Genomic DNA, 16,106 nt, shown 5'->3' on the forward strand with positions numbered 1-16,106 from the left:
GAATGAGTGATGCAACTATGCCTGCACAGGCACTTTTGGTCTTGGAAGACGGCCGCACTTTCCGTGGCGCCAGCTACGGAGCGCAGGGCACTGCCCTGGGCGAGGCAGTCTTCACCACCGGCATGACAGGCTACCAGGAGACCCTCACGGACCCCTCCTACGCCCGCCAGCTGATCGTCCAGACAGCCCCGCACATCGGCAACACAGGTGTCAATGCGGCCGACAACGAATCCACCAGGATTTGGGCTGCCGGATACGTTGTCCGCGACGCCGCCCGACGCCCCTCAAACTGGCGCTCGGAGGGATCGCTCGACGGCGAACTCATCGCCCAGGGCGTCGTCGGCATCCAAGGCGTTGACACCCGCGCCATCACCCGCCACCTGCGTGAACGTGGTGCCATGAAGGCCGGCATCTTCTCCGGTGCCGATGCGGCCCGCCCCGAGGCCGAGCTGCTGGCGCAGGTTTTGGCCCAGCCGTCCATGGAGGGCCTGCAACTGGCCGAGGAAGTCAGCGTTACCGAAGCCTACGTCGTCGAACCTGCCGCACACGGCTGGGAAGGCGAGCCGCTGTTCTCGATCGCCGCCCTTGACCTGGGCATCAAGGCCATGACACCCGCCCGCTTCGCCGAGCGCGGTGTGCGCGTGCACGTCCTGCCCGCCGCCACCACCTTCGAGGAGGCGCAGGCGTTGAACCCCGACGGCGTGTTCCTCTCCAACGGCCCCGGCGACCCCGCCACGGCCAACAGCCAGGTCAGCTTTGTGCGCAGCTTCCTCGATGCCGGTGTGCCCTACTTTGGTATCTGCTTCGGCAACCAGATCCTGGGCCGCGCCCTAGGCTACGGCACCTACAAGCTGCGGTACGGCCACCGCGGCATCAACCAGCCGGTCATGGACCGCAGCACGGGCAAGGTCGAAATCACCAGCCAGAACCATGGTTTCGCCGTGGATGCCCCGCTGGAGGGCCCCACCCGGGCCCCCGAGGAGCGCTTTGGCCGCGTAGAAGTAAGCCACATCAGCCTCAACGACCAGGTGGTGGAGGGCCTCTCCTGCCTGGACATCCCGGCCTTCTCCGTCCAATACCACCCCGAGGCAGCAGCCGGCCCGCACGACGCCGCATACCTCTTTGACCGGTTCATCGCCTTGATGAGCGCCACCAAGAACGCACAGACTGAGGAAGCCAAGTAATGCCGAAGAGAGAAGATCTTAAGTCCGTACTGGTCATTGGATCCGGTCCCATTGTGATCGGCCAGGCCGCAGAGTTTGACTACTCCGGCACCCAGGCCCTGCGCGTGTTGAAGGAGGAGGGCCTGCGGGTCATCCTGGTCAACTCCAACCCGGCCACCATCATGACAGACCCCGAGTTTGCCGACGCAACCTACGTGGAGCCGATCACCCCCGAGGTCGTTGAGAAGATCATCGCCAAGGAACGCCCCGACGCCATTCTGCCCACACTGGGCGGGCAGACGGCTTTGAACACGGCCATCGCGCTGGATAAGAACGGCGTGCTGGCCAAGTACAACGTTGAGCTGATTGGCGCCAACATTGCCGCCATCGAGCTCGGCGAGGACCGCGAAAAGTTCAAGGGCGTTGTGGAGCGTTGCGGTGCTGAGTCGGCACGCAGCCACATCATCCACACCATGGATGAGGCGTTTGCAGCAGCCGAGGACCTGGGCTACCCCATGGTGGTTCGCCCCTCCTTCACGATGGGTGGGTTGGGCTCCGGACTGGCGTACACGCCGTCGGACCTGACACGCATCGTGGGCCAGGGCCTGCAGTACAGCCCCACCACCGAGGTTTTGCTTGAAGAGAGCATCCTTGGCTGGAAGGAATACGAGCTGGAGATGATGCGGGACAAGAACGACAACGTCGTTGTGGTCTGCTCCATCGAAAACTTTGACCCGGTGGGCGTCCACACGGGCGACTCCATCACCGTGGCCCCGGCCATGACACTGACGGACCGTGAGTACCAGAACCTGCGCGACATCTCCATCGCCGTCATCCGCGAGGTTGGCGTTGACACAGGTGGTTGCAACATCCAGTTCGCGATCGAGCCCGACACAGGCCGCGTCGTCGTGATTGAGATGAACCCGCGCGTGTCACGATCCTCGGCACTGGCCTCGAAGGCGACAGGCTTCGCCATCGCCAAGATCGCCACGAAGCTGTCCCTGGGCTACACCCTGGATGAGATCCCCAACGACATCACCCAGAAGACCCCGGCCTCCTTCGAGCCGAGCCTTGACTACGTGGTGGTGAAGGTGCCCCGTTTCGCGTTCGAGAAGTTCCCGGCGGCAGATCCCACCCTGACCACCACGATGAAGAGCGTTGGCGAAGCCATGGCCATGGGCCGCAACTTCACCGAGGCCCTGCAGAAGGCACTGCGTTCCCTGGAGCAGAAGGGCGCCAGCCTTGACTTCTCCTCCGTCAACGCCCTGGATGTCCCCGATCTGATCGAGGCAGCCAAGCGCCCCACCACCGAGCGTCTCTCCCAGGTCCAGCGCGCCCTGTTGGGCGGCGGCACCATCGAGGAGCTGTACGCGGCCACCGGCATCGATCCCTGGTACCTTGACCAGCTGGTGCTGCTCAACGAGGTTTCGGCCACCATCCGCCAGTCCACCGCGCTGACCCCGGAGATGCTCAAGCTGGCCAAGCGCCACGGCTTCTCCGACGCTCAGATCGGTGCCCTGACCAACAACTCCGAGGCGGTGGTGCGCGGTGTGCGCCAGGCCCTGGGTATCCGCCCCGTGTACAAGACCGTTGACACCTGTGCGGCTGAGTTCAACGCCTACACCCCGTACCACTACTCCTCCTACGACGAGGAAGATGAGATTGCGCTGCACGAGAAGCCGTCCATCATCATCCTGGGCTCCGGGCCGAACCGCATTGGCCAGGGCATCGAGTTTGACTACTCCTGCGTGCACGCCTCCATGGCCCTGCGCAAGGCCGGCTACGAGACCGTCATGGTCAACTGCAACCCGGAAACCGTCTCCACCGACTACGACGTCTCCACGCGCCTATACTTTGAGCCGCTGACGCTTGAAGACGTGCTGGAAGTCATCGCCGCTGAAGAGCGCACCGGCGGCGTCATGGGTGTGTTCGTCCAGTTGGGCGGCCAGACCCCGTTGAAGCTGGCCCAGGAACTGGCCGACGCCGGTGTCCCGATCCTTGGCACGTCCCCCGAGGCGATTGACCTGGCCGAGCACCGCGGCATGTTCTCCCGCGTGCTTGATACGGCCGGCCTGATTGCGCCCAAGAACGGCACTGCCGTGTCCTTCAACGACGCCAAGAAGATCGCCGATGAAATTGGCTATCCCGTCCTAGTCCGCCCGTCCTACGTTTTGGGTGGCCGCGGCATGGAGATCGTCTACGACGAGGCCAACCTGTCCCGCTACATCAAGAACGCCACGGAAATCACCGAGGCACACCCGGTTCTGATTGACAGGTTCCTCGAAGACGCCATCGAGATTGACGTTGATGCGTTGTTTGACGGCAAGGACATGTACCTTGGCGGGATCATGGAGCACATTGAAGAGGCCGGCATTCACTCCGGTGACTCCGCCTGTGTGCTGCCCCCCATCACCTTGGGCAAGGACGTCCAGGACCGGGTGCGGGCAGCAACCCGCGCCATCGCCGAGGGCGTGGGCGTCCGTGGCCTGATCAACATTCAGTTCGCCCTGGCCGCTGACATCCTCTACGTCCTGGAAGCCAACCCACGCGCCTCACGCACGGTACCGTTTGTTTCCAAGGCAACGGGTGTCCAGATGGCCAAGGCCGCAGCGCTGATCGGTGTTGGCGTGTCCATCGCGCACCTGCGCAGCGTCCACCACATCTTGCCGGAAATCGGCGACGGCGGGACTCTGCCCGACAGTGCCCCGGTGTCCGTCAAGGAAGCTGTCATGCCGTTCAACCGTTTCCGCACCCCCGAAGGTCACGTGGTTGACTCCCTGCTGGGCCCGGAAATGCGCTCCACCGGCGAGGTCATGGGCATTGACAAGCACTTTGACACGGCGTTCGCCAAGAGCCAGGCTGGCGCGAACAACGCCCTGCCCGTCTCCGGCAAGGTGTTTGTCTCGGTGGCCAACCGTGACAAGCGCTCCATCATCATGGCCGTCAAGCGCCTCTCCGACCTGGGCTACGAGATTGTCTCCACGGGCGGCACGGCCGATGTGCTGCGCCGCAACGGCATCGCCTCCACCCTTGTGCGCAAGATTGGTGAAGGCACCTCCGTGGACGGTGAAGGCACCATTGTTGACTTGATCAACGACGGCGACATCGACATGATCTTCAACACCCCCACAGGTGGCCAGGCCCGCGGCGACGGTTACGAGATCCGTGCAGCAGCCGTCTCCAACGGCAAGCCGTGCATCACCACTGTTGCGGAGTTCAACGTGGCCGTCCAGGCCATGGAGGCGCTGCGCACCTACGAATGGGATGTGACCAGCTTGCAGGAGCACGCCAAGGTGCTGGCAGCAGGTCAGGCCGAGCAGCATGCCAAGTAGCCACCGCAGCGGCTCCCTCGACGCCGTGGGCCCAGACGCCGGCCAGGGGTTCGGAACGCGCCTAGTCGCCGCCATGGCCGCCAAGGGGCCCCTGTGCGTGGGCATTGACCCGCACCCGGGGCTCCTGGCGGCCTGGGGCCTGCCCGACACCGCGCAGAGCCTGCGCGTGTTCTCCCAGACAGTGGTGGAGGCCGTGGCCCCCTTGGCCGCAGCCATCAAGCCGCAGGTGGCGCTGTACGAACGCCACGGCTCGGCCGGCATGGCCGCCCTCGAGGAGCTCCTTGAGGCGGCGGCTCAGGCTGCTGTGCTGACCATTGCCGACGCCAAGCGCGGAGACATTGGCTCCACCATGGCCGGCTACGCCGATGCCTGGTTGCGCGACGGTTCGGCCCTGGCCGCCGACTCGGTGACGTTGAGCCCCTACCTGGGGTTTGAGTCGCTGCGCCCGGCACTGGACATGGCAGCCGCGCACGGCCGGGGCGTTTTTGTCCTGGCCCTGACCTCCAACCCGGAGGGCGCCTCGGTCCAGCACGTGGGCGGCAACGACTCTGTTGCCAAACGCATTGTGCAAGCAGCCGCACACGAGAATCAACGCTACGCCGAGGAGACCTTGGGCTCAGTTGGTTTGGTGGTGGGGGCAACAGTGGGTGAGGCGCTGACGGAGCTGGGCATTGACCTGGCCGCCGTCAACGGCCCCATTCTGGCACCCGGGCTGGGTGCCCAGGGCGCCACAGGAGCCGATATGCGGGCCACTTTCCGGGCTGCCTACCCTGCCGTGCTGGGGACGTCCAGCCGCGGCATCCTGGCCGCCGGACCGGATATTGCCGCCTTGCGCCAGGCCACGACGGAGACCCTGACGGGTTTGTAGTTTTTGGCGGATTGATTTGATCCCTTGGTGCGGATAGGTTCAAGGAATTACTTTGTTCCTATCCGCCGCAACGGACAGTCATCGCTAGGGGAGTCGTTTACGTGAATTTGCCAGCACTTTCGCTGCAGGAACGCGCCGAGGCACGGCTAAAAGCAATAGCAGCCCGTGGCATCAGATCGCGCATCAAAGCCGATCTGAAAACCGGCCAAACCACTGTTGGTGCTGTTCTGGCCGCTGCGGCGCAGGAGCCAGCCTTAGACAGGCTCAAAGTTTGTGACTTATTAGAAGCCCTTCCGGGCATTGGAAAGGTACGTGCAACTGTGATTATGAGCGAGCTGGGGATTGCCCCAACCCGCAGGGTGCGTGGCCTTGGCGTGCATCAACGCCGGGCCTTGGTGGACTACCTGGGGCAGGGATCGTGAGCGCGGTTCAGGTACCTAGCGAAAATGTCACCCGCACCAAGCCGCACAGCGGGGTAACAGTACTGGCCGGGCCCACGGCCGTTGGCAAGGGAACTGTTTCCACCTTCATCCGGGACAACTACCCCGAGGTGTGGCTTTCCGTTTCGGCCACCACCCGCCCGGCCCGGCCCGGTGAAGAGGAAGGGATTCACTACTTCTTCAAAACTGGGCAGGAATTTGATGGCCTGGTAGCCGACGGCGACCTGCTCGAATGGGCTGTGGTGCACGGCGTCAACCGTTACGGCACCTTGCGCAGCACTGTGGAGGCCGCCGTGGCGGCCGGAAAATCCGTGCTGTTGGAGATTGATCTCCAAGGGGCCCGGCAAGTTAAAGAGGCCATGCCGGAAGCCGATTTTGTGTTCCTCGGACCACCGAGTTGGGATGAATTGGTCCGCCGTTTGGTGGGACGCGGCACAGAATCGGCCCAGGAACAGCAGCGCCGCCTAGAAACGGCTAAACTGGAACTTGCTGCCGCGCCGGAGTTTGACCACGTCATCGTCAATGACGATGTCAGCCGCGCTGCAGCGGCGCTTGTTGACCTGATGGGGCTCACCCCCCACCACATTATTTGATCTGTCATTGATTGATCTGCAAGACCCCTTTACAAATTTTGGAGAAGTAATTGACTACACAACCCGAAGGCATCATCAATCCCTCGATTGATTCGCTGCTTGAAGCCGCTGACTCGAAGTACGGACTGGTCATCTTTGGTGCCAAGCGCGCACGCCAGATCAACGCCTACTACGCTCAGCTCCACGAGGGCCTGTTCGAGTACGTTGGCCCCTTGGTGGACACCAAGCTCAACGAGAAGTCCCTCTCCATCGCATTCCGTGAAATCGACGAGGGCCTCTTGGTTTCCACACCCGTCGAGACCGCGTAACGTACGTTTAAAGAACACTGACGGTGTTACGACTGAACATTGTTCTGGGGGTAGGCGGCGGCATCGCCGCCTACAAGTCGGCTTTGCTGCTGCGCCTTTTCACCGAGGCCGGCCATACTGTCACTGTCATCCCCACCGAGGCGTCCACCAAGTTCGTGGGCGTGGCTACCTGGGAGGCCTTGAGCGGGCGGCCGGCCACCAACAGTGTTTTTGACGCCGTTGACACTGTCAACCACGTGCGGATGGGCCATGAGGCCGATTTGATTGTGGTGGCACCGGCCACGGCGGATCTTCTAGCCAAGGCGGCCGGTGGTCACGCCAACGACCTGCTGACCACCACCTTGCTGATGGCGCGGGGGCCTGTCCTTTTTGCCCCGGCCATGCACACGGAAATGTGGCAGCACGCCGCCACCGTGGCGAACGTTGCCACGTTGCGTGCTCGCGGCGTTCACGTCCTGGATCCGGCAGTGGGCCGGTTGACAGGCCCCGACTCAGGTCCCGGGCGGTTGCCGGAACCGGCGGACATTTTTAGCGCAGCCATGGCATTGCTGCACCAGCCGGCACCGGCCTTGAGCGCAGAAAGCTTGGCTTCAGAAACAGCGGAGCCGGCAATAACCGAGCCTGCAGCGGAGCCGGCCGCCGACGTCACTGGCCCGCTGGCCGGCAAGCGTGTCCTCATCACCGCCGGCGGTACTCGTGAACCCCTGGACCCGGTGCGCTTTTTGGGCAATAAGTCCTCGGGCAAGCAGGGTGTGGCACTCGTAGAGGCCGCCCTGGCCGCCGGAGCGCTGGTGACCTTGATCCACGCGCCCATGGATGTGCGGGCTCCCGAAGGGACCAAACTGCAGCAGATTGAAACAGCCCTGGAACTGCGGGCGGCAACCTTGGCTGCGGCGGTAACGGCAGATGTTGTCATCATGGCGGCCGCCGTTGCTGACTTCCGCCCGGCCAACATTTCCCCGGGCAAAATCAAGAAACGTGACAACAGCGATGACCCTGTCATCACCTTGGTCCGCAACCCCGACATCCTCGCCGAGCTGGTGGCCCACCGGGCGGCACAGAACCAGCAGCAACTCATTGTTGGTTTTGCCGCCGAAACTGGCGACGAACAAGCCGATGCCCAGACGTATGCGCTGGCAAAGCTGCGGCGCAAAGGCTGTGACTTGCTCGTGGTCAACGAGGTTGGCCCGGGGGAGTCCGGTTCAGAGCGTGTGTTTGGGCAGGACACCAACCAGGTCGAAATTTTGGCCTTGGACGGTGCCGAGCCCGTGCAAACAGGTGGGAGCAAGCGTGAGGTTGCTAACGCCGTCGTACATCTTGTTGCGCAGCGCCTGGGAGCAAGCTAATCCGTGCCGCAACGCAATTTGTATGACAATCCATGTCTGCCGCCAATGGAGCGCGGCACTTTCCTTAGTAAAGTAGAACAGTGACTTCAGCTAACCCCCTGCGCCTATTTACCTCCGAATCCGTGACGGCCGGCCATCCCGACAAAATTTGTGACCAGATCAGCGACGCCATTTTGGATGCGCTGCTGGCCGAAGACCCCGATTCGCGGGTAGCTGTGGAAACCATGGCCACCACCGGCCTGGTCCATGTTGCCGGCGAGGTGACCACCGACGCGTACGTGGAAATCCCGGCGATTGTGCGCAACACCATCTTGGACATTGGCTACGATTCCTCGGCCAACGGCTTTGACGGCGCCCGCTGCGGAGTGTCCGTCTCGATCGGCCAGCAGTCTCAGGACATTTCCGACGGCGTGTTTAACGCCTTGGAGGTCCGTGAAGGCACGGCCTTGGACAAGTACGACACCCAGGGTGCCGGCGATCAGGGCTTGATGTTTGGCTACGCCAGCAACGAGACCGCCTCATACATGCCCACCCCCATCTTCCTGGCCCACAGGCTCTCGGAACGCCTCACCGACGTGCGCAAGTCAGGGCTCCTGTCCTACCTGCGGCCCGACGGCAAGACCCAGGTGACCATCGGGTACGACGGCGAAACGCCCGTCTCCGTGGACACTGTTGTCATCTCCAGCCAGCATGCCGAGGGCACTGCCTTGGAGCAGTTGCGGGCTGACCTGCAGGAATTTGTAATTGCACCTGTCATGGACGCGTCGGGCCTAGACATCTCAGCCATCAAGACCTACCTGAACCCGGCCGGCCCGTTCGTGGTGGGTGGCCCTGTGGGTGATGCCGGCCTGACCGGGCGCAAGATCATTGTTGACACGTACGGCGGCATGGCCCGTCACGGTGGCGGCGCGTTCTCCGGCAAGGATCCGTCCAAGGTGGACCGTTCGGCCGCTTACGCCATGCGCTGGGTGGCTAAAAACGTTGTTGCCGCCGGCCTCGCCTCTCGCGCCGAGATCCAGGTTGGCTACGCTATTGGTGTGGCCCGTCCGGTGGGTGTGTACGTTGAGACGTTTGGCACCGAAACTGTTGACCCGCGCCGCATCGAGGACGCCATTGCGGCGATCTTTGACCTGCGCCCCATGGCCATCATCGACAGCCTCGACCTCAAACGTCCCATCTACGCCAAGACGGCCGCTCACGGCCACTTTGGCCGCGACGAGCCAGACTTCACGTGGGAGAATCTTGACCGCGTGGATGACTTGAAGGCGTTCTTCAACGCCTAAGCTGTGGAGTTATCCACAGCTAAGCACAGCCCCCGGACGAGTTTGTCGGTGGGCTGTGCTTAGCTTGTTTTAGGCCACTTTAATGCGTGGCCGGGCAACACAGCCAGGACCCAGCGCCACTGAAGCCACTGAAGGAGGACGCCATGGATGGAGACCCAAGCCACGGCGTGCAACTAAGCCTGCTCAGCGGATTCGTGCCCAAGGAACGGGTGCCCGACCCGCACAGCGGCGTGGTGCTGGCGCCCCAGTTGCCGGTGGCCCAGGTGATCATTGACTCACCCCTGCCGCACCTGGATCGGATCTTTGACTACTCAGTGCCCCTGGAGCTGGACGCCAGCGCCCAGGCGGGGGTGCGGGTTCGGGTGAAGTTCTCCGGCCAAGACCTCAACGGCTTCCTGGTGGCCCGGGTGGCCGAGTCGGAGAGCGAACGGCTGGTGCCCCTGAGCCGGGTGTATTCGGCTGTTCAGGTACTGACGCCCGCCGTGCTGGAGCTGGCCCACAAGGTGGCTGCACGCTATTGCGGCACGCTGGCGGATGTGTTGCGTGTTGCCATCCCGCCGCGTGTTGCCAGTCTTGAAAAGATCTACCTGGCCAGGGACAGTGAGTCGGCCAGTGGCGCGCTGGAGCCGGTGCCGGCGGCCCACCCGGGACAGTTCTTGTTCGCCGACTACTCCCATGCCGAGGATTTCCTGACGCAATTGGCCATGGGTGCAACGCCCAAGGCGGTGTTGGGTGCGCTGACAGGTTTTGGTGACCACTCCTGGCAGCATCAGCTGGCCCAGGCCGTGGCGTACTGCCAGCTCTCGGGCCGCGGAGCCATTGTGGTGGTCCCGGATCTGCGTGACCTGGACTTGTTGGAGCGTGCCTTCGCCGCCGTTTTGCCGGCGGACAGTTTTGTGAAGCTGACGGCCGACGACGGTCCAAGCCTGCGCTACGCCAACTTCCTGCGCGTGCTTTCCGGGGATGTGAAGATTGTCATTGGCACCCGCTCGGCCGCCTACGCCCCCGTCGCCGAGCTGGGCCTGGTGTGCTGCTGGGACGACGGCGACGAGCTGCACGTTGAGCGCCGGGCCCCCTACCAGCACAGCCGTGACGTGCTGTTGCTGCGTTCGGAAGTTGAGGGTACAGCCGTGCTGATGGCCGGGCACAGCCGCAGCAGCGAGTCCCAACGCCTGGTGGCCACCGGGTGGGCCCAGGAGCTCATGGCGGGGCGGCCCACTGTGCGCACGTCCACGGCCAGGGTCATCAGCACCTCCGACTCCTACGAGCAGGAACGGGACCCCGCAGCGGCCATGGCCCGCCTGCCGCACAGGGCCTGGGAAACGGCCAAGGCTGCCCTGATGTTTGGTCCGGTGCTGGTGCAGGTTGCGCGCACGGGCTATGCCCCGGCCCTGGCTTGTCAGCGCTGCCGCGAGGTGGCCCGCTGCCGACACTGCACCGGACCGTTGATGCAATCGCGGGCCGCGGGTTCCGCCTCGGTGATGGTCACGTGCAAGTGGTGCGGCCAGGCTGAGACGGCGTTTAGTTGCAGCACGTGCGGAAACCACGAGTTGCGCGCCATTACCGTCGGTGCCCTGCGCACAGCGGAGGAGTTGGGCCGGGCGTTCCCCTCGGTGCCCGTCATTTCCTCCTCGGGGGAGAACATCAAGGCCACCGTCCCCGACAAACCAGCCATTGTGGTGGCCACCATCGGGGCGGAACCTGTGGCACCACACGGCTACTCGGCGGCCCTGCTGCTGGATGGTGATTCCATGCTGCGCCGGGAATCCCTCCGGGCGGGGGAGGAGACACTGCGACGCTGGATGAACGCCGCGGCGCTGGTCCGTCCGGCCAGGGACGGCGGGATTGTTGTGGTCACCGCCGAGGACTCGGTTGAGGTGGCCGCCTTGGTGCGCTGGGACCCGGCCGGCCATGCCGAACGTGAATTCGCGCTACGGCATGAACTGGGGCTGCCCCCGGCCATGCGCCTTGCCTCACTGACGGGAAGCGAAAAAGATGTCCAGGCGTTCCAGGCAGCCCTGAAACTGCCGGAGACCGTCCGCAGCATTGGCCCGGCGCCTGTCGCAACAGGCAGGGCAGGGGCCCCCGGCGAAGAAGCCCCCGACTACAGGACAATCCTGTTGTTTCCGTACTCCCTGGCTGCTGCCGTCACGGCCGATATGCGGGCCTTGAAGGCGGCCAACGCCGCGCGCAGGGTTGGCCAGGCCGTCCAGGTGCGCTGCGACGGCCTGGACGTTCTGTAGCGCTGCCCTGGTGTTCTGGTGGTGGAGCTTGCGCCCCGGGCGGAGCGGCTGCCGCGGTGCGGCCGGGCCCTTGGCGAGGACCATGCTTAATCGTATATATATACGTGAACCTATTGCGTTAAAGTAACGGTAAGAGTATTCTGAAGGTATGAGCATTCCGGTGATTGTCCCCGGAGACCGGGGCGGTGAAGCCACACAGGATGTGGCCCGGCTGCTGGCTGGAATTACCCTTCCTCCCATTGAATCCTTTGGCCCTGACAATGCCGCACTGGCGGGACTTCCGGCTTTTATTCCGGCACCTGCACCAGATCCGGAACCGCCGTCCAGGCTCAGTGTCGCCCGGGGCGTGTATGACTCCGCCATCCAGGCCTTGGCGGTCTTGAAACGCCTGGAGGATGCCACTGCTGCGTGCAAGGCGGCCCTGGTGGCCAGGTTGCTGGGCGCAGCCCATGTGGAGGCGACCACGGTGGTGTTGGACCGGTGGCAGTCCGGGGTTGCCATCACCAGTGCCTGCGCGGACATAGCCCTGACACTGTGCATTCCCGAACGCACCGCCGCGGCCTTGGCCCACCATTCCACCGAGCTCGTCAACCACCCCGGCACCATGGCGGCACTGGCGACGGGGGAGCTCTCGTTCCGGCATGCGGGCATCATCATCGACGAGGGTCAAACCTTGGCGGAGACACCGGGCATCCTTCCCACGGACTTGGCAGCATTCGAGGCACGGCTGTTGGCTCTGGCACCGGGCACCACGGTGTCAGGGTTTGCCGCCAAGGCCCGGCGCGCTCGGGAATCCACCCACCCCGAGACGCTGACAACCCGTACCAAGCAGGCGTATGCCCAACGGGCCATGACTCTGGAACCAGGCAGGGACGGCATGTCGTGGCTGACCCTGCACCTGCCCGCTGTGGCAGCGGAAGGGATCTGGGTCGACTGCACCCGCACAGCCCGCGCCATCAAAGGCCAGGCTCGCAGCGAAGAACACGCCACAGGACAGGACGCCGCAGCAGGAATGGGCTCCGGGGAGTACCGGACACTGACCCAGCTGCGCATCGACGTCGCCGCTGCGCTGCTGCTGAACCAACACCCACTTGGCAACAAATCCTCCACCAACAAGGCCGGCGACACCAGCTTCAGCACCTCAACCGCCCCTACCGGCACTACCGCCACTGACCACCGCTCCGCCACGGGCACGGGCGGGGTTGCCCGCAGCAATCATGACTCCGGCACAGGCCGGACTAGTGCTGGCGGTGTCGGTGATGTCCCGTTTGGCGGCAAGTCTGCATTTGGAGTCACCTTGTTTGACCAAGAGCCAGTCTGGGCCCACCGGGACCCCAAGCAGCCGGTGGGCCGCTATACCAACCCGGATCCCACCCCGGCCATGCGGGGAAGCAGCAACGGCGCGGGCAGGATTCCCGCCCTTGAAGCAATCCCCTCCGCCGGCCTGGCATCGGGCATAGTTCCCGAGCCTGCCCCCGGGGCGGAATCGCTGCTCGGGGTGGTGTGTGACGGTGGCAGCCTCTCCTTCACCCCGGAGAAATCCGCTCCGGAGAACTTCTCAGGGGACAGTGTCATGGAGGGTGACGTTGCAGCGGATGAAGCAATTTTCGGGGAGCTGCTAGGGGATGGATCGGGCTATGTTGGTGGCGTGGTTGACGGTCTCCGGGAAGATCCAGACCGCGAATATCGGGAGCAGCTCGATGCCATCCGGGCGCACAAGGTGATCACTGATCCACCCATGCCCGAAGCCACCATTCTGCTCACGGTGCCGTTTCTGGGGGCACTGGACATCACCGATGAACCCGCCGAGCTCGTTGGCAGCAGCGCCAGTGCCGGGCCCGTACCGGAAGGCATTGCCCGGAAGCTTCTGGCCGGGGCCGGGACCTTCCTGCGAGTGTTGACGGACCCGGTCAGCGGCGAACCCTTGGGGTTGAACCCGGAGCGGTACAGGATGCGGGAGAGCGAAAAAGCCGTTCTGCGCGCCTTGGCGCAGGGCTGCTACTACCCAAACTGCACCAACCCTGTCATGGACACCGACACGGACCACCTCACTGCGTGGGAGCGGGGCGGGGCAACCACGCCTGAGAATATGCGTCCGGCGTGCAAACGCCACCACCTGCTCAAACACTTCAAGGATGACAAAGACATGCACGGGAATTACCGCACCGACCAGGACCCAGACCGCCACCAGATCCGGCTGCGCGGCTGGACACCCCTGCCCCAACAGGACGGCCGGATCGGGTGGATCTCACCGTCGGGGCGGTACCACCGCCCCCAACACCGAGAACCGCGACGCCCGGCCTACCCCAAATCGCTCAAGAAACGCCTCGAAAAAGCACTCAACCACGACGGGCCTGACTTCGCCGCCGTCGCGCCCAGCCCGTTGGAGCAACTTATTCTCAAGTACCAGCAGAAACACCCCAGCTGACCCTCAGCCCTCCCGGCCCCTGCGTTGAGCTCGGCGGCCAACAGGGCTCCCGGCTACCCATCCAGACAAAGCCAGATACCCTGAGCCCGGGGGTGCGCCCCTGAGTCGTATTTGGGGGGTTTACCTCATAGCCCGCTGCGGGTGGGCCACGTAGCGTTGATCTCATGAGTAAGCACAGCACCATTGCCCCGGGACCTCGTTTGACTGATGGAACACGACAGTGCCTTGTGGCCGGTGGTTCTTGTGGGTGACATCAACGCCCTCGCTGGCACTGTGACAGATCTCGTGCTGGCTGCTGCCGGGCAGCCATGGATCTATCTGGTGGTTGTTCTGGGCTGCATCATTGACGGGATCTTCCCGCCCTTCCCCAGTGAGGCGATTGTGGTGGGGCTCGCTTCCTTGACGATCACCCCGGGCGGGCCGGCACCGTGGCTGTTATTGCCGGCGGCAATTCTTGGAGCATTCATTGGCGATAACATTGCCTACTCCATCGGCCGGCGTGTGGGGACCCAACGCTTCAGCTGGATGCGGACACCCCTCATGGTGCGCTCCTTTGACCGGGTGGGCCAAGAACTTCAGCAACGCGCCGTGTCCTTCATCCTCGTGGCCCGGTTCCTGCCCGTCGTCCGGGTTGCTGTCAATCTCACCGCCGGTGCCACCGGTTATTCCAGGAAAGGCTTTATGGCCATAACAGCCGCCTCCGCCAGCCTCTGGGCAAGCTATTCACTGGGCATTGGTGTCCTTGCCGGGACGTGGTTCCGGCAGAACCCGCTGCTGGGACTCATCGTGGCTGTTGCCCTGGCGGCCGTGCTGGGAATCGTCGCAGATTCCGTGGCTGGACTCATTCGGCGCAGGGCACGGCAGGTGAGGGCACGGCGCGGGAGCACTTCGCTGACCGGCCCGGCAGCTGAGTCCGCCACCGTGCAGCCTGCAGCGCAGGGCGAGCTCGTCAGCCGCTAACCCCTCGTCGAACGGGCAGTTGATGCCGATGTTTCCCCGGAACATCGGCATCAACTGCCCGTTCGACGAGCGCGGGGCAGAATTAGGGCCGCAGCTCCTGGGCAATGGCCAGCAGTTCCTTGGCCGAGACGTCCCAGCTGAACGTTGCTGCCTGGGCCACCGAGGCGATGGAACTGGCCGCCCACTTCTCGTGAGAGTCCAGGGACCGGACAGCAGCGGCAAAGGCCGCCGGCGCATCGGCCGGCACATAGTGCGCAGCAGTGCCGCCCACTTCACGGAAAATCTCGGTGTCGGCCACCACCACAGGTGTCCCCAGTGCCATGGCCTCCACCAGCGGCAGTCCATAACCCTCGGCCTTGCTCAGGGTCACCAGCGCCGTGGCGCGCATGAGCAGCGCATCGTAGTCGGCATCGGTGACGCCGTTGTGGAACACCACTGTGGCACCGGAGGGGACCAGGGCCAACAGTTCGGCCCGGCGTTCGGGGGTGATGCGGCTGAGCAGGTTCAGCGTAAAGTCGGGCAGTTCGGCCATGCCGCGGATCAACGTCTCCACGTTCTTGTACGGCATGAACGAGCCCATGTACGCGAGCGACTTCTCCGGAGCCACGGCAGGATCGCGCGGCGTCCGTTCACCCTGGGGTGCGTTGCCAACGATCCGGACGGGCCGTTTGGTGAGCCGGTGCTTGGTCATCAACGCCAAGGTGGTCTGGCTAATGGTTGCCACCACGTTGGCGCGGTTGAGTAGCACCCGTTGTGGCCAATACGCCTTGTGATACAGGCGCCACAACACCCGCACGGGTGCCGGGAGGAAGCCGGGAGGGGCGGGGTGCTCGTAGTAAATGAGGTCGTGCAGGGTCAGCACCAGCGGGTATTTGCGTCCCCAACTGCCCATGGTTTGCATGGGGCAAAACACCAGGTCGGCGTCGAGCTTGTTCACGTGCCTGGCCACAAGGAGTTCCAGGGGTGACAGCGGCGAGTTGATCTTCACCCACGGCAGCTCGGGCAGGAGTGCCAGCTGGCGTTCGTCGTGAATGAGCATGGTCACGTCCGCGTACGGTGCGACGGCGGCCATGAGACTTGCGCCGTAGCGGCTGATGCCGTCGTGGTGGTCCATTCTGGTGAAACGGGCGTCCATGACGATC

General features: G+C 64.1%; 12 protein-coding genes. 11 read left to right on the forward strand and 1 reads right to left on the reverse strand.

All coding sequences use genetic code 11. The features are described from left to right. Positions 1 to 2 precede the first annotated feature (2 nt). The 11 genes from carA to ACX80E_RS07950 all read left to right on the forward strand — a co-directional run bounded on the left by carA (position 3) and on the right by ACX80E_RS07950 (position 14,964). On the forward strand, positions 3 to 1,184 hold the full coding sequence (gene carA / locus ACX80E_RS07900; RefSeq protein WP_459301376.1) for a glutamine-hydrolyzing carbamoyl-phosphate synthase small subunit: 1,182 nt from the start codon (positions 3 to 5) through the stop codon (positions 1,182 to 1,184). Beyond that, positions 1,184 to 4,495, forward strand: coding sequence for a carbamoyl-phosphate synthase large subunit (gene carB, locus ACX80E_RS07905; RefSeq protein WP_459301377.1), 3,312 nt, complete (start codon positions 1,184 to 1,186; stop codon positions 4,493 to 4,495). Before carA ends, carB begins: the two co-directional genes overlap by 1 nt. Further along, complete coding sequence (gene pyrF, locus ACX80E_RS07910) at positions 4,485 to 5,363, forward strand: orotidine-5'-phosphate decarboxylase (protein WP_459301378.1); 879 nt, start codon at positions 4,485 to 4,487, stop codon at positions 5,361 to 5,363. The genes carB and pyrF overlap by 11 nt, the downstream gene beginning before the upstream one ends. 101 nt (positions 5,364 to 5,464) lie before the next feature. After that, on the forward strand, positions 5,465 to 5,785 hold the full coding sequence (gene mihF, locus ACX80E_RS07915; RefSeq protein WP_459301379.1) for an integration host factor, actinobacterial type: 321 nt from the start codon (positions 5,465 to 5,467) through the stop codon (positions 5,783 to 5,785). Continuing rightward, positions 5,782 to 6,396: a guanylate kinase gene (gene gmk / locus ACX80E_RS07920; RefSeq protein ID WP_459301380.1), complete on the forward strand. Its 615-nt coding sequence runs from the start codon at positions 5,782 to 5,784 to the stop codon at positions 6,394 to 6,396. The genes mihF and gmk overlap by 4 nt, the downstream gene beginning before the upstream one ends. A 50-nt stretch (positions 6,397 to 6,446) precedes the next feature. Continuing rightward, the gene (rpoZ, locus tag ACX80E_RS07925; RefSeq protein WP_044575390.1) at positions 6,447 to 6,704 is read left to right on the forward strand and encodes a DNA-directed RNA polymerase subunit omega; all 258 of its coding nucleotides are present in this window, start codon (positions 6,447 to 6,449) and stop codon (positions 6,702 to 6,704) included. Between the two features lie 32 nt (positions 6,705 to 6,736). Then, positions 6,737 to 8,050 (forward strand): bifunctional phosphopantothenoylcysteine decarboxylase/phosphopantothenate synthase, encoded by a 1,314-nt coding sequence (locus ACX80E_RS07930; RefSeq protein WP_459301413.1) that lies wholly within the window; start codon positions 6,737 to 6,739, stop codon positions 8,048 to 8,050. An 80-nt stretch (positions 8,051 to 8,130) separates the two neighbouring features. Next, positions 8,131 to 9,333, forward strand: coding sequence for a methionine adenosyltransferase (gene metK / locus ACX80E_RS07935; protein WP_459301381.1), 1,203 nt, complete (start codon positions 8,131 to 8,133; stop codon positions 9,331 to 9,333). A gap of 143 nt (positions 9,334 to 9,476) precedes the next feature. Next, complete coding sequence (locus ACX80E_RS07940; protein WP_459301382.1) at positions 9,477 to 11,576, forward strand: primosomal protein N'; 2,100 nt, start codon at positions 9,477 to 9,479, stop codon at positions 11,574 to 11,576. Between the two features lie 148 nt (positions 11,577 to 11,724). After that, entirely contained in the window at positions 11,725 to 14,004 is a 2,280-nt protein-coding gene (locus tag ACX80E_RS07945; RefSeq protein WP_459301383.1) for an HNH endonuclease signature motif containing protein, read from the forward strand. 207 nt (positions 14,005 to 14,211) lie between these two features. Further along, complete coding sequence (locus tag ACX80E_RS07950; RefSeq protein ID WP_459301384.1) at positions 14,212 to 14,964, forward strand: DedA family protein; 753 nt, start codon at positions 14,212 to 14,214, stop codon at positions 14,962 to 14,964. An 82-nt stretch (positions 14,965 to 15,046) separates the two neighbouring features. Here ACX80E_RS07950 and ACX80E_RS07955 read toward each other — a convergent pair whose 3' ends face one another. After that, positions 15,047 to 16,099, reverse strand: a complete 1,053-nt coding sequence (locus ACX80E_RS07955; RefSeq protein WP_459301414.1) for a glycosyltransferase — start codon at positions 16,097 to 16,099, stop codon at positions 15,047 to 15,049. Positions 16,100 to 16,106 lie beyond the last annotated feature (7 nt).

Source organism: Arthrobacter sp. TMN-49, from assembly GCF_054511095.1.